14 protein-coding genes are annotated in these 13,050 nt (G+C 71.6%); 6 read left to right on the top strand and 8 right to left on the bottom strand.

Features of this window, described 5'->3' with window-relative positions; genetic code table 11:
- Positions 1 to 157: 157 nt before the first annotated feature.
- The 4 genes from pflB to ABD437_RS02655 all read left to right on the top strand — a co-directional run bounded on the left by pflB (position 158) and on the right by ABD437_RS02655 (position 4,765).
- Positions 158 to 2,410 carry a formate C-acetyltransferase gene (gene pflB / locus ABD437_RS02670; RefSeq protein WP_344647102.1) on the top strand — a complete coding sequence of 751 codons (2,253 nt, stop codon included), beginning with the start codon at positions 158 to 160 and terminating at the stop codon, positions 2,408 to 2,410.
- Position 2,411: 1 nt separating this feature from the next.
- Positions 2,412 to 3,140, top strand: coding sequence for a pyruvate formate-lyase-activating protein (pflA, locus tag ABD437_RS02665; protein ID WP_344647101.1), 729 nt, complete (start codon positions 2,412 to 2,414; stop codon positions 3,138 to 3,140).
- A gap of 133 nt (positions 3,141 to 3,273) precedes the next feature.
- On the top strand, positions 3,274 to 4,272 hold the full coding sequence (gene gap / locus ABD437_RS02660; protein WP_344647100.1) for a type I glyceraldehyde-3-phosphate dehydrogenase: 999 nt from the start codon (positions 3,274 to 3,276) through the stop codon (positions 4,270 to 4,272).
- A gap of 169 nt (positions 4,273 to 4,441) precedes the next feature.
- A complete protein-coding gene (locus ABD437_RS02655; RefSeq protein ID WP_344647099.1) occupies positions 4,442 to 4,765 on the top strand; it encodes a CBS domain-containing protein in 324 nt (107 codons plus the stop codon).
- Positions 4,766 to 4,844: 79 nt separating this feature from the next.
- Here the strand turns inward: ABD437_RS02655 and ABD437_RS02650 are convergent, their stop codons facing one another.
- On the bottom strand, positions 4,845 to 5,159 hold the full coding sequence (locus ABD437_RS02650) for a hypothetical protein (RefSeq protein ID WP_344647098.1): 315 nt from the start codon (positions 5,157 to 5,159) through the stop codon (positions 4,845 to 4,847).
- Positions 5,160 to 5,312: 153 nt separating this feature from the next.
- On the opposite strand from ABD437_RS02650, the gene ABD437_RS02645 reads away from it, so the two are divergent.
- Both ABD437_RS02645 and ABD437_RS02640 read left to right on the top strand, forming a co-directional pair.
- Complete coding sequence (locus tag ABD437_RS02645) at positions 5,313 to 6,194, top strand: universal stress protein (protein ID WP_344647097.1); 882 nt, start codon at positions 5,313 to 5,315, stop codon at positions 6,192 to 6,194.
- Between the two features lie 252 nt (positions 6,195 to 6,446).
- Positions 6,447 to 7,238: a sigma 54 modulation/S30EA ribosomal C-terminal domain-containing protein gene (locus ABD437_RS02640; protein ID WP_344647096.1), complete on the top strand. Its 792-nt coding sequence runs from the start codon at positions 6,447 to 6,449 to the stop codon at positions 7,236 to 7,238.
- 187 nt (positions 7,239 to 7,425) lie between these two features.
- On the opposite strand, the gene ABD437_RS02635 is transcribed toward ABD437_RS02640, so the two are convergent.
- The 7 genes from ABD437_RS02635 to argF form a co-directional block, all read right to left on the bottom strand.
- Entirely contained in the window at positions 7,426 to 8,298 is an 873-nt protein-coding gene (locus ABD437_RS02635) for a universal stress protein (RefSeq protein WP_344647095.1), read from the bottom strand.
- A gap of 22 nt (positions 8,299 to 8,320) precedes the next feature.
- On the bottom strand, positions 8,321 to 9,376 hold the full coding sequence (locus ABD437_RS02630; protein ID WP_344647183.1) for a 2,3-butanediol dehydrogenase: 1,056 nt from the start codon (positions 9,374 to 9,376) through the stop codon (positions 8,321 to 8,323).
- Positions 9,377 to 9,472: 96 nt separating this feature from the next.
- Positions 9,473 to 10,075: a hypothetical protein gene (locus ABD437_RS02625; protein ID WP_344647094.1), complete on the bottom strand. Its 603-nt coding sequence runs from the start codon at positions 10,073 to 10,075 to the stop codon at positions 9,473 to 9,475.
- Positions 10,072 to 10,650 carry a hypothetical protein gene (locus ABD437_RS02620; protein ID WP_344647093.1) on the bottom strand — a complete coding sequence of 193 codons (579 nt, stop codon included), beginning with the start codon at positions 10,648 to 10,650 and terminating at the stop codon, positions 10,072 to 10,074. Before ABD437_RS02620 ends, ABD437_RS02625 begins: the two co-directional genes overlap by 4 nt.
- Positions 10,605 to 11,081, bottom strand: a complete 477-nt coding sequence (locus ABD437_RS02615) for a hypothetical protein (protein WP_344647092.1) — start codon at positions 11,079 to 11,081, stop codon at positions 10,605 to 10,607. Before ABD437_RS02615 ends, ABD437_RS02620 begins: the two co-directional genes overlap by 46 nt.
- A complete protein-coding gene (locus tag ABD437_RS02610) occupies positions 11,081 to 12,034 on the bottom strand; it encodes a carbamate kinase (RefSeq protein ID WP_344647091.1) in 954 nt (317 codons plus the stop codon). The genes ABD437_RS02615 and ABD437_RS02610 overlap by 1 nt, the downstream gene beginning before the upstream one ends.
- Position 12,035: 1 nt before the next feature.
- Positions 12,036 to 13,025 (bottom strand): ornithine carbamoyltransferase, encoded by a 990-nt coding sequence (gene argF / locus ABD437_RS02605; protein WP_344647090.1) that lies wholly within the window; start codon positions 13,023 to 13,025, stop codon positions 12,036 to 12,038.
- Positions 13,026 to 13,050 lie beyond the last annotated feature (25 nt).

Genomic DNA, 13,050 nt, shown 5'->3' with positions numbered 1-13,050 from the left:
TCCTGCGTCGAGCGTCGCGCCGGCGAGGTGTGCCGGGACAGAGCCCGAAGTGGGCAGTGCGAGGGCCGAAGGTCCCGGCCCGTTCGGGGACGGCGACTCTGCTCCGGCGGTCCGGCGGGGCCTACGAAGGAAGTGAGGCTCTGACGAGGAGGAACCCATGACCAAGACCGTGGCGCCCCGCCGGCTCGACGCCTGGCGCGGCTTCTCGGGGCACCGGTGGCGCCGTGTCGTCGACGTCCACCGCTTCATCCTCGACAACGTGACGCCGTACGTGGGCGACGGCGGGTTCCTGGCCGGGCCGACCGAACGGACCACCGCTCTGTGGCAGCGCGTCTCCGACCTGATGGCGGTCGAACGGGAGCGCGGAATCCTCGACGTCGACACGGCCACACCCTCGACGATCACCAGCCACCGGCCGGGCTACGTCGACCGCGCGAACGAGCTGATCGTCGGCCTGCAGACCGACGCGCCGCTCAAGCGGGCGATCATGCCCAACGGTGGCCTGCGCATGGTCGAGAACGGTCTGGCCGCCTACGGTTACCGGCTCGACCCCGGCGTCCGGACGGTCTTCACCACCTACCGCAAGACGCACAACGACGGGGTCTTCGACGCCTACACCCCGCGTATCCGCGCCGCGCGCAAAGCCGGCATCGTCACCGGCCTGCCCGACGCCTACGGGCGGGGCCGGATCATCGGCGACTACCGCCGCGTCGCGCTCTACGGCGTCGACACGCTGATCGCCGCGAAGGAAGCGGAGAAGGCGACGCTCGACGACGTGCTGTCCAGTGCGGACGTGATCCGTGACCGGGAGGAACTCGCCGAGCAGATCCGCGCTCTGCGTGAGCTGGTGACGATGGCCGCCGGGTACGGCTGCGACGTCACGCGCCCGGCGACGACCGGCCGCGAAGCGGTGCAGTGGCTCTACCTCGCCTACCTCGCCGCGATCAAGGAGCAGAACGGCGCGGCGATGTCGCTGGGGCGCGTGTCCACGTTCCTCGACGTCTACCTCGACCGGGACCTGCGCGAGGGGCGGCTGACCGAGCGCGAGGCCCAGGAACTCGTCGACGACCTCGTGATCAAGCTCCGGATGGTGCGGTTCCTGCGTACCCCGGAGTACGACGCGCTGTTCTCCGGCGATCCGACCTGGGTCACCGAGGCGATCGGCGGCATGGCCCGCGACGGACGGCCGTTGGTCACCCGGACGTCGTTCCGGTTCCTGCGGACGCTCTACAACCTCGGCCCGGCCCCGGAGCCGAACCTCACCGTGCTCTGGTCGCCCGCGCTGCCCGAGGGCTTCAAGCGCTACTGCGCGCAGACCTCGATCGACACCAGCGCGATCCAGTACGAGAGCGACGATCTGCTACGCACCCGCTTCGGCGACGACACCGCGATCGCGTGCTGTGTCTCGGCGACCCAGGTCGGCAAGAGCATGCAGTTCTTCGGCGCGCGGGTGAACGTCGCCAAGGCTCTGCTGTACGCGCTCAACGGCGGCCGCGACGAGATGTCCGGTGAGCAGGTGGGGCCGGAGTCCGAACCGGTGGCCGGGCACGTCCTGGACTACGACGACGTGCGCGCCCGGTTCGACCGGATGCTCGACTGGCTGGCCGAGACCTACGTCGACGCGCTCAACGTCATCCACTACATGCACGACAAGTACGCCTACGAACGGCTCGAGATGGCGCTGCACGACCATCCGGTGAAGCGCACGATGGCGTGCGGCATCGCCGGGTTGTCGGTGGCCGTCGACTCGCTGTCGGCCATCCGGTACGCGACGGTGCGCCCGGTCCGCGACGAGACCGGGCTGATCGTCGACTACGTCACCGAAGGGGCGTTCCCGGCCTACGGCAACGACGACGACCGCGCGGACGCCATCGCCACCGAGCTGGTGCACGCGTTCATGCAGAAACTGCGCCGCCAGGCGACCTACCGAGGCGCGCTGCACACCCAGTCGGTCCTGACGATCACGTCGAACGTGGTCTACGGCAAGCACACCGGCAACACGCCGGACGGCCGGCGGGCCGGGGAACCGTTCGCGCCCGGTGCGAACCCGATGAACGGCCGTGACCGGCACGGCCTGACCGCGGCCGCGCTCAGCGTCGCCAAGATCCCGTACGACGACGCCCGCGACGGAATCTCGCTGACCGCCTCCACGGTGCCGGCCGGGCTGGGCCGGGCACCCGAGGAGCGGGTGCGCAATCTCGTCGGCGTGCTCGACGGCTACACCGACGCCGGTGGCTTCCACCTCAACGTCAACGTCCTGAACCGGGAGACGCTGCTCGACGCGATGGACCACCCGGAGAAGTACCCGAACCTCACGATCCGGGTCTCCGGCTACGCGGTGAACTTCGTCAAGCTCACCCGCGAACAGCAGCGTGACGTCGTCAACCGGACGTTCCACCAGAAGGTGTGAGATGACCACCGGTTCGGTCCACTCCTGGGACCTCTCGATCGGCGTCGACGGACCCGGCACCCGGCTGGTGCTGTTCCTGGCCGGGTGCCCGCTGCGCTGCCAGTACTGCGAGAACCCGGACACCTGGCACCGGCGCAACGGTGTCCCGACCTCGGTGGAGGACGTGATGGCGAAGGTGCGCCGCCACCGGCGGCTGTTCGACGTGACCGGAGGCGGCGTCACGATCACCGGCGGGGAGCCGCTCTTGCAGGCGCGGTTCACCGGCGAGGTGCTCGCGGCCTGCGCGGCCGAGGGCATCCACACCGCGCTGGACACGTCCGGCTACCTCGGGGTCCGGGCCCCGGACGAGATGCTGGCCGACGTCGGGCTGGTGCTGCTGGACATCAAGTCCTGGGACCCGGCCACCTATCGGAAGGTGACCGGGCGGGAACTGGTGCCGACGCTCGTGTTCGCCGAGCGGCTCGCGAAGCTCAGCCGACCGACGTGGATCCGGTTCGTGCTGGTGCCCGGCCTCACCGACGCCCCCGAGAACGTGGAGGGCCTCGCCGACCACATCGCGACGCTGCCGAACGTCGAGCGGGTCGACGTGGTGGCCTATCACCGGTTCGGCGTGCCCAAGTACGCCGAGCTCGGGATCCCCTACCGGCTGGAGGGCGTGCCGGAGCCGACCGACGAACAGCTCGAGCACGCACGCCGCACGTTCGCGTCCCGCGGGTTGATCGTCACCTGAGCGCGCCCGGCCGGAACCCCGGCCGAAAGTCCCGGCGGGCCGGGGCCGGCGCCTCTGCCTGCGCGGACGCCGGGGCTCTAGGAAGGAAGGTGGGCGGCGATCGCCGACACCTCGATCCGTTCAAGGAGGAACGATGTCCATCCGCATCGGAATCAACGGCTTCGGTCGCGTGGGACGCTGCTTCTACCGCATCGCCAGGGCCCGAGGCCTGGAGGTCGTCGCGGTCAACGACCTGACCGCACCGGCGACACTCGCCCACCTGCTGACCTACGACTCGACATTCGGCCGCCTGGACACCGAAGCGACCATGGCCGACCACGGCATCACGGTCGGCGACACCGGATTCGCGGTGACCGCCGAGCGCGACCCGGCCGCCCTGGACTGGGGCGCGTACGGGGTCGACCTCGTCATCGAGTCCACCGGCCGTTTCCGCACCCGTGACGACGCGGCCGTGCACCTCAAGTCCGGGCCGAAGAAGGTGCTGATCAGCGCCCCGGGCAAGAACGTCGACGCCACCCTGGTGCTCGGTGTCAACGAGGAGACGTACGACCCGGCACGCCACGACGTGATCTCCAACGCGTCCTGCACGACCAACTGCGTCGCCCCGATGGCCAAGGTGCTCAACGACGCCTTCGGCGTCGAACGCGGTCTGATGACGACGATCCACGCCTACACGAACGACCAGTCGCTGCTGGACGCCCCGCACAAGGACCTGCGGCGGGCCCGGTCGGCCGCGAGCAGCATGATTCCGACCAGCACGGGTGCCGCGAAGGCCGTCGGCCTCGTCGTGCCGGAGCTGGCCGGCAAGCTCGGGGGCGTCGCGGTGCGGGTGCCGATCGAGGACGGCTCGCTGACCGACCTCACGGTCGAGCTGCGCCGGGACGTGACCGTCGACGAGGTCAACCAGGCGTTCGCGGACGCGGCGGCCGGCCGGCTGAACGGCTACCTGCGCTACAGCACGGCGCCGATCGTGTCGCGCGACATCGTCGGCGACCCGTCGTCCTGCGTCTTCGACGCGCCGCTCACGCAGGCCGACGGCACGCTGGTGAAGGTGTTCGGCTGGTACGACAACGAGTGGGGCTACTCCGCCCGCCTCGTCGACCTGGCCGAGTACGTGGCCGCGCGGTTCTGACCGATCCAGTGGTGGGGAGGTCCCCATGTCGGACCGCGAACGGCTCCCGGCCGGACCGGAGAAGGCCGCCCTGCCGTGGTGGACGACGGGGGTCCGCTGGTGGTGATCCCCGCGGCGATGATCGCGTTGTTCTGGTTCATCGGCTGGAACGACTCCGCGCACGCCGTCTGTGCTGGCCGGAGCCGAGCCGATCACGACGGCGTGGAACCGGATGCGTGCCCGCGGCGAGGTGGCCCTGGTGATGGACGGGGCCGAGCACGTCGTCGGTCTGCTGGGCCTGCGGGAGGTGTCGGAGTGCTGGCCGGCCCGGCTACCGCTGCACGACGAGCCCACCGCCGGGGACGCGGTGCGGGCGTGCGGACGTGCCGCATCGCCCGCGAGCACGACGATCCGAGATGCCATTCGCGCCCTGATCACCGATCAGCGCGCCGCCGCGCCGGTGGTCACGACGGACGGCCGGGCACTCGGCGTGGTGACCGTTCTGACCTGCTGACCGCGCTCGGCCGCCCGGCCTGGCCCGGCGGTGCGAGCTCACCCGGAAGCCCGGCTCCGCCCCCCGGCCGGGGCCGGGTTCACGGTAGGCGGTGGGCGCTCAGCAGGTGGGCCCACCAGGGCCGTGAAACCTCATGAGGACGGGGTGCGCGCGTACCGCGGACGCTGAGCCAGCCGCCGGGACCCATCGACACCGGCCCCACGGCCGGTGTGCGGTGCAGGGCGCTGCCGAGCACCACCGCCGCGCCGGCCACGGCGACGACTCCGAGAACGAGTCGTTCGACGTCGACGGCGGGCCGGTAGCGGATCGTGCCGCCGTCGCGGACGTAGGCGCCGATCGTGCGCGTTCCGCGGCGGCTCGGCCGGTCGACGGGCAGCAGCACGGGTTCGTCCATGGTGACCTCCTCGAGTCCCTCCAGCCTGCGGGAGACCACGCGCACCGGGGGAGAGGCGGAGGCCCCCCAGGTCGGGACCTTCGACCGTTTCCGCTCCTCACCCGCCGTTCTAGCGTCGGAAGTACGAGGACAACCGAGGGAGGTGCGCACGTCATGACGTACGCAGCGGGAGCCCCGGTCACCGTTGGCGTGGACGGCTCCCCGGCCAGTCTGGACGCCGTGGCCTGGGCCGCGAACGAAGCCGGTCGGCGCGGGCGGGCGGTGAAGCTGGTCTACGTCAACAGCTGGCCGGCCTACACGTACGCGATGTGGCCCGCCTGGGGTCCGCCGGAGAGCCGCGACGGCAGGGAGGCCGGGCGGCTGGTCGTCGCGGACGCCGCACGCCACGCCGCGGTGTCGGCCCCGGCGACCCAGGTCGTGACGGAGGTCGTGGACGGGGGCCCGGCGAGCGTTCTCCTCGACCGCGCCGAACACTCGGCGCTGCTGGTCGTCGGTCGGCGTGGCGTCGGAGGCTTCCCGCAACTGGTGCTCGGTTCGGTGGCGTCGCAGGTGGCGATCTACGCCGGCTGCCCGGTGGCGATCGTGCCCGAGCACCCGGTCCCGCCGGCCGACGACGGTCCCGGCATCGTGCTGGGGGTCGACGGCAGCGACCAGTGTCAGGCGGCGATCGAGTACGCGTTCACCGAGGCGTCGCTGCGCGGCCGGAAACTCACCGCCGTGCGGTCCTGGTACTGGCCCGCCGACGACCCGGCCATCGTCGAACCCGCCCCGCTGCCGGCGCACCACCTTCTCGAGCAGCAACGGTTGCTCAGCGAGGCGCTGGCCGGATGGGCGGAGAAGTACCCCGACGTCGAGGTGCGCACCGTGATCGCGCACCACCGTCCGGCGCGGGCACTGCTGGACGCCACCGCGGGCGCGGAGGTGCTGGTGGTCGGCGCCCGGGGAAGCGGCGGATTCCGAGCCCTGCTGCTGGGATCCGTCGGGGAGACAGTGGCACGCCACGCGCACTGCCCGGTCGTGATCGCTCGAGCGTGACGAACCGTCGCCGGACGGGAAAATTGCCCTTCCGTCCGGCGGCCTCCTCTGTCTCACGGGGATGGCTCCCAGCGCACTCCCGGCGACGCCGTGCCTGGCTGATCGGCATGCCCGCGGTGCGGCGCGTGCCACCGGGTTCCTACCGCTCGTCGTCCGTCGCGGTCGGGTGAAACTCGACCGGGAACAGGACCTTCGCCCCTGTGCGCTTCGCGTGTGACGGACGAGGCTGGAAGTGCTTAAGGAGGTCCTGCGATGATCGCTCACCACACCACCTCGTCCGACCGCCCCGTCGTGGCCGCGCCGGAGGACGTGCTCTCGGCGCTCGCCGTCGAGGTGACTACCGACGGACATTTCGCGCCCGACGTTCCGGACCACGCCCGGCGTAGGGTGCGCGCCGCGCTCCGCCACAGCACCGTCCCGATCCTGCGGGCGTCGGTGCGGCTGGTGCGCCATCAGGATCCCGCACTGGCCGAACCGGTCGTGATCAGTGCGCTGCTCAGCGTCAGCGGGCGGCTCGTGCGGGTCAAGACCAGTGCGGTCTCCGCGCGGATCGGTCTGGACTCGTTGCAGCACGTGCTGCGCACCGCGGTCGAGCGACTGGACCGCCATCGCGACCGGCGCGGGCACCGCGGGCACCACGTCCGCGCGGGCGAGGGCCTGGACGAGGAGCACGAGATCCACCCGCACGGCACCTACGCTCCGACGTCGAGCACGGTGGACGAGGCGATCGCCGACCTGGACGTGCTCGAGCGCGAGTTCCACCTGTTCCACGACGTGGAGTCCGACGAGGACTCGCTGGTGTCCCGGGGTGGTCCGACGGGGTATCGGCTGGCCCGGGCGCGGAAAGGCCCGCTGGTCACGCCGCCGGCGACGCCGGTCGTCCTCGATCCGGACGACGCCCCGACGCTGAGCGTCGAAGCGGCGGCCGAGCGGCTGGCGTGCGGCGGAGAGCCGTACGTGTTCTTCGCTGACCCAGCCACCGGTCGCGGTGCGGTACTGCACGTCGAACGCAACGGCGACTACGGACTGGTCACGCTCGACTGAGCGATCGGCTGTGGCGGCAACGCGAAACCGGGTACCGGTGTCGCGGACCCTCCTCGGCCGGTCGTGTCGTGAACTGCTGCCGCACGACCGTGCCGAGGAGGCGGACCTCGATTCTCGCCAAGACTCCCGGTGGTGCCGCCTCCCAGGAAGAAGAAGCAGCCTTCGGTCTCGTCCCCGAACCGCGCCGCTAAGACGGCTCGGCGGCGCGGTGCGCGGCCACGAGAACCGGCCGGTGGGCGTGGTGCAGGGTGGCCATCGCGACGCTGCCGAGGAGCATCTCCCGCACCGGGGAACGCCCCCGGGATCCGACCACGATCAGGGCCGCACCTGACGCGCGGGCCGCGTCGCTGAGGGCTTCGGCGACGACTCGGCCGTGCGGCCCGATCGTGCCGGGGACCTCGAGTGTGGTCACCTTCGTGCCCTCCGGTAGGGCCGGAGCATCGGCGTCGACGTCGCCGACGGACACCAGGACGAACGGGCGGGAGGGAAAGAGCTCCCGGGCCGCGGCGAGCGCGTCAGCGGCACCGGGCGAGCCGTCCCAGCCGACGACGACGGCTCCGTCGGGGAGCGCGTCGTACTCGGCGGAGAGCAGCGGCTGCGGGATCACGAGCACCGGGCGGGGCGAGTAGTGCACGACCATGTCGGACACGCTGCCGAGGAAAGCCCGGGTCCCGCCCAGACCGCGCGAGCCGACGACGACCAGGTCGGCGTCGATCTCTCCGGCGAGCTGAGCGAGTTCGAGGCCGTTGCCGCCGTAGGCCGCCTCGAGGCGGGGCTCGGCGTCCCAGCCGGCGGCACGCGCCAGCTGGATCCCGGCCGCGATCAGCCGGGTGGCTTCCCGCGTGCCCTCCTGCTCGACCGCGGCTCGGAAAGCGTCGATGTTCTTCGCCCCGGCCCACAGCCGATTGCGGATCTCCTCGCTGGCGAACGGCGGTGTCCAGAGGTAGGCCAGCGTCGCTTTCGCCGCCGGGAACAGGCGCGCGCCGGCGTCGATGGCCGCGTTCGCGGCCGGCGAACCGTCGTAACCCAGCAGTAGGTGGGGGGCGGCGGGATCACTCATCGAGACTCCATTCGTCGGACTACTAGGGGTGTACCAGGATCTTGACCGCGGTGTCGTTGCGGTTGACCAGCGTGTCGATGCCTTCGTCGAGCAGGTCGTCCAGGGCGATCCGCGCGGTGATGAACGGCGCGAGGTCGACTTTGCCGTCCTGGACGAGCTTGATCGTCGCGGGATGGTCGTTGACGTAGGCGATCGTGCCGCGCAGGTCGATCTCCTTGAGGACGACCTTCTGCATGTCGATCGTGGCGGGTGCGCCCCAGATCGAGACGTTGACGACGACACCGGCCGGTTTCACGGCGTCGAGAAGCTGGTCGAGGACCGCGTTGACGCTGGTGCATTCGAACGCGACGTCGGCGCCGGCTCCGCCGGTGAGCTCGCGGACGCGGGCCACGACGTCGTCCGTGGCCGGGTCGAGGACGTGGTCGGCGACCCCGGTGGTGCGCGCCATGGTCTTCCGGGCGACGCTGGGCTCGGAGATGATCACGGTCAGGCCCTCGGCCTTGAGGACGGCGGCGAGGAGCAGTCCGATCGGCCCGGCACCGCCGACGAAGGCGACGTCGCCGGCTCGGGCGCCGCTGCGGACGAACGCGTGGTGGCCTACCGCCAGCGGCTCGATGAGGGCGGCCTGGTCGAGCGGGATGTCACCGACGGGGTGGACCCAGCGCTGGTCGACGACGACCTTCTCGCTCAGGCCGCCACCTCCACCGGCCAGACCGATGAAGCCCATCCGGGTGCAGAGGTTGTAGTTGCCGGCCGCGCAGAGTTCGCAGTCGCCACAGACGACGTAGGGCTCGACGACGACGCCGTCGCCGACGTTCAGGTCGGTGACGCCGGCGCCGAGGGCGGTGACCGTGCCGGAGAACTCGTGTCCCATCGTGACGGGCTGGGCTTCGCCGGTCAGCGGGTGCGGGTGACCGGTGGAGGGGATGAAGATCGGACCCTCCAGGTACTCGTGGAGGTCCGTGCCGCAGATGCCGCACCAGGCGACGTCGATGGCGACCGCGCCGGGACGCAGCTCCGGCGCGGGAACGTCGTCGATGGTGATGTTCTTGCGGTCGTGGAAGATCGCTGCCTTCACGGTGGTGCCCTCCGGAGGAGTGATGGAGTCGGCGAACATTCACCCCGGACGCTAGATCGATGGAGGCAGCGGCAGTAGGGACCTTGGACCCTGGGGCTACGGGGCTGCTGGACGGGCGACGACACGGCCGATGATCACCAGCCAGACAGCGAAGGTCGCCTCCGTGAGCGCGGTCAGCACCGGACCGACGATCCACGGATACGCGCCGATGATCTGAGCCGTCCCGGCGACGACTCCGGCGATCGCCCCGGCCGCCGGGCGCCGAACCGCCGACCCGAGGACGACGAGCGCCGCCCCGATGAGCAGTGACACCAGGTGTGCTCCTCCGTGGTACAGCGAGATCGTCAGCGCCACGGTCGCGGGGGCGTCGAGTTCGAGACCGAAGACGGGGTAGACGAGCCGCCCGTGAACGACGGCGAGAACCAGGATGACCGGCACCGCGGTGGCGAGAGCTCCGCACCCGAAGCCGACCCACGGCCTGGTGGCGCCACCCAGACGCTGGTAAAGGGCGAGCACTAACGGGATGAGCAGGACCGCCCCGAGGGCCATCGTCTCGTTGGTCAGCGCGAGCAACAGGTGATGGGAGTCCACCCAAGCCGGCAGGCGCGCCTGATCGGAGGGTGGCTGCCCGACGAGAAGATCGAGCCCGGCCTTGCTCAGGAACAACGCGCCGCAGATCGCGCCGACAGCTCTGGTCACCGCAGGCTCACCTCGGTGGCCGGGCGCCGGGGGGAGCGACGTGCGGCGCGTTCCGGGTAACCGATCCGGACCGTGGCCAGCACCTCGAGTTCCGGTCGCCCGACGATCGAGGCGAGTCGGGTTCCGAACCGCGACGACGGGCCCTCCCGGTCGATGCGTTCGGTGATCTGGTTCATGTGCTGCAGGCCGAGCCCGGCGACGGTGGCCGCCAAATGGAGCCGCTGCAGGAGTCGCCCGCCGGTCAGCTGGTGGACCGCGTCACGCGGGTCGGGCACGAGCACCAGCCCGTACGCGGCCGCGGTGCGGGTGTGCACCTCGCGCGTCTGCTCGACCCAGAACGCGTCGCCGTCGGCGCGTGACGTGGCCGGCATCAGCTTCGCCGCCGTGAGCATCACCGGCGACAACCCCTGGCCGTCGAGGGTCAGGCCGTCCCGATGGGCCTCGATCGCGTCCGCGTCGCCGCGGAACCACGCGAATCCGTCCCGGGACATCGCGTCGTCGGCGACGACGGCCTCGGCGGCGTCGACCATCAGATCACCGAGCTGCGCGCGGACGCGGGCGTCGGTGATCCACACCAGCGTGGCGGGGGCGAGTTCGCCGGTGACGGCAGTGAGCCGCTGGAGCCCAGACTCGTGCGCTGTTCCCGCCGATACGGGTCCACGCTGCGCATCACCCGCTCCGGGTCGGCCCAGAGCTCGATCCGTGAAGCGGACGCCCGGAACAGCCACGGCTGGGTGTTGTGCGGGCTCGCGGCGAGCACCGCGGCGGCGATCGTGCCGCGCGGGCCGTCGTCGTCACGCCACCGTCGCCACGCGTCGAACGCGGTGCCGCCGTCGGGGTCGAACACGCCGTTGTCGTAGGCGCGCCAACCGAGCGTGCCGCTGCCGACGACGGCGAGGCCGAGCGCCCCGCCCCCGGCCGTACGGAGCACGCGTCGCCGTGACCACCGCGGTGCCGCCGGGCGGTGGGGCCGCGGCACGGCCCCACCGTGCACGTGGGTAGCCATCACGCGTCCCCGCCGCCGAACTCCGGCCGGGCGGCTCCCGCGGCGGCTCCTGCTCGAACCGTCGTCCCGGCCTCACCACGCAGGATGGCGACGGCGTCCTCCACCGCCCCGATCGCCGACGGATTCCCGGTGGCGGCAGTGAAGACGCCGCAGGCGTCGATCTTCGGCCCCATCGATCCGGCGGGGAGGCCGAGCGCGGCCAGGTCCGCCACGTCGAGCGACGCGATCGGACGTGGGGACGGCGCCCCGAAGTCGCGCATCACCGCGGCCACGTCGGTCAGGATCAGCAGCCGGTCGGCGTGCAGGTCGACGGCGAGGAGCGCGGCGGTCAGGTCCTTGTCGACGACGGCCTCCACACCGGCCAGCCGGCCGTCATCGCACTCGACGACCGGAACACCTCCGCCGCCGCCGCAGACCACGACCGACCCGGCGCGCAACAACTCGTCGATCGTGTCCTTCTCGACGATGCGCCGCGGTCGCGGCGAGGGGACCACCCGGCGCCAGCGGGGTCCGTCGGGCGCGATCTGCCAGCCGCGTTCGGCGGCCAGCCGCTCGGCCTCCTCCCGGCGGTACACCGGCCCGACGAACTTCGTCGGTGCGGCGAAGGCCGGGTCGGCGGCGTCGACCACGGTGCGGGTCACCACGGCGAGCGCCGGTCGGCGCAGCCCGGCGTTCCCGAGCTCCTGGACCAGCCAGTAGCCGATCATCCCCTGGGTCTCGGCGTCGAGTACGTCGAGTGGGTAGGGGCGCGACAGCGCCGGGTCGGCGGCGCTCTCCAACGCGAGCAGCCCCACCTGCGGGCCGTTGCCGTGGCAGACGACCAGTTCGTGACCGGCGGACAGGCGAACGAGCGCGTCCGCGGCCCGCCGCACGTGCCGGCGCTGGACGGCGGCGTCGGGCTTCTCACCCCGTTCGAGCAGCGCGTTGCCGCCCAGCGCGACGACGATCCTCATGTCAGCGCTCCAGCGCCGCGACGAGAACGGCTTTGATCGTGTGCATGCGGTTCTCCGCCTGGTCGAACACGATCGTGCGGTCGGAGGTGAACACGTCGTCGGCGATCTCGGCGCCGGACAGGCCGAACCGGTCACGCAGCCGGCGCCCGACCGACGTCTCCGCGTCGTGCAGCGCCGGCAGGCAGTGCAGGATCTTCGTCGTGGGTTTCCCGGTGGCGGTCACCAGGTCGGTCGTCACCCGGTAGGGGAGCAGCCGGGGGACGCGGGTGTCCCACACGTCGTCGGGCTCGCCCATGCTCACCCAGACGTCGGTGTAGAGGAAGTCCGCGCCGCGAACCGCGGTGGTGGCATCGTCGGTCATCAGGAGCCGGGCGCCGGAGCCGGTCGCGGCCCAGCGCGCGGCGGACACCACGTCCGGCGGCGGCTGCAGCGTGAGCGGCGCGGCGATCCGGACGTCCATCCCGAGCAGCGCCCCGGTCACCAGCAGCGACCGGGCCACGTTGTTCCGGCCGTCGCCCAGGTAGCAGACGCTGATGTCCTCGATCGGTCCCGGGTGGTGCTCGATCATCGTGAGGACGTCGGCGAGCATCTGCGTCGGGTGCCACTGGTCGGTGAGGCCGTTCCAGACCGGCACGCCGGCGTAGCGCTCCAGCTCCTCCACGACCGACTGGTCGAAGCCGCGGTACTCGATGCCGTCGTAGAGCCGGCCGAGCACCCGGGCGGTGTCGCGGACCGATTCCTTGTGGCCCAGGTGGGAGCCGTCGGGACCGAGGTAGGTGACGTGGGCGCCCTGGTCGTACGCGGCGACCTCGAACGCGCACCGGGTTCGGGTCGAGGCCTTCTCGAAGATCAGCGCGATGTTCTTCCCGGTCAGGCGAGGTCCCTCGGTGCCCAGCCGCTTCTCCCGCTTCAGTTCCGCGGCGAGGCCGACCAGGTCCAGGAACTCCTTCTTCGTGAGGTCGAGTTCCTTCAGCAGGCTGCCGGTGGTCATGTCAGATCCCTTCTCGTTCGATCGG

The organism is Cryptosporangium japonicum, from assembly GCF_039524755.1.
Taxonomy (GTDB): Bacteria; Actinomycetota; Actinomycetes; order Mycobacteriales; family Cryptosporangiaceae; genus Cryptosporangium; species Cryptosporangium japonicum.
The sequence above is the reverse complement of the archived record's forward strand: the minus strand, read 5'-3'. Positions and strand labels throughout refer to the sequence as shown.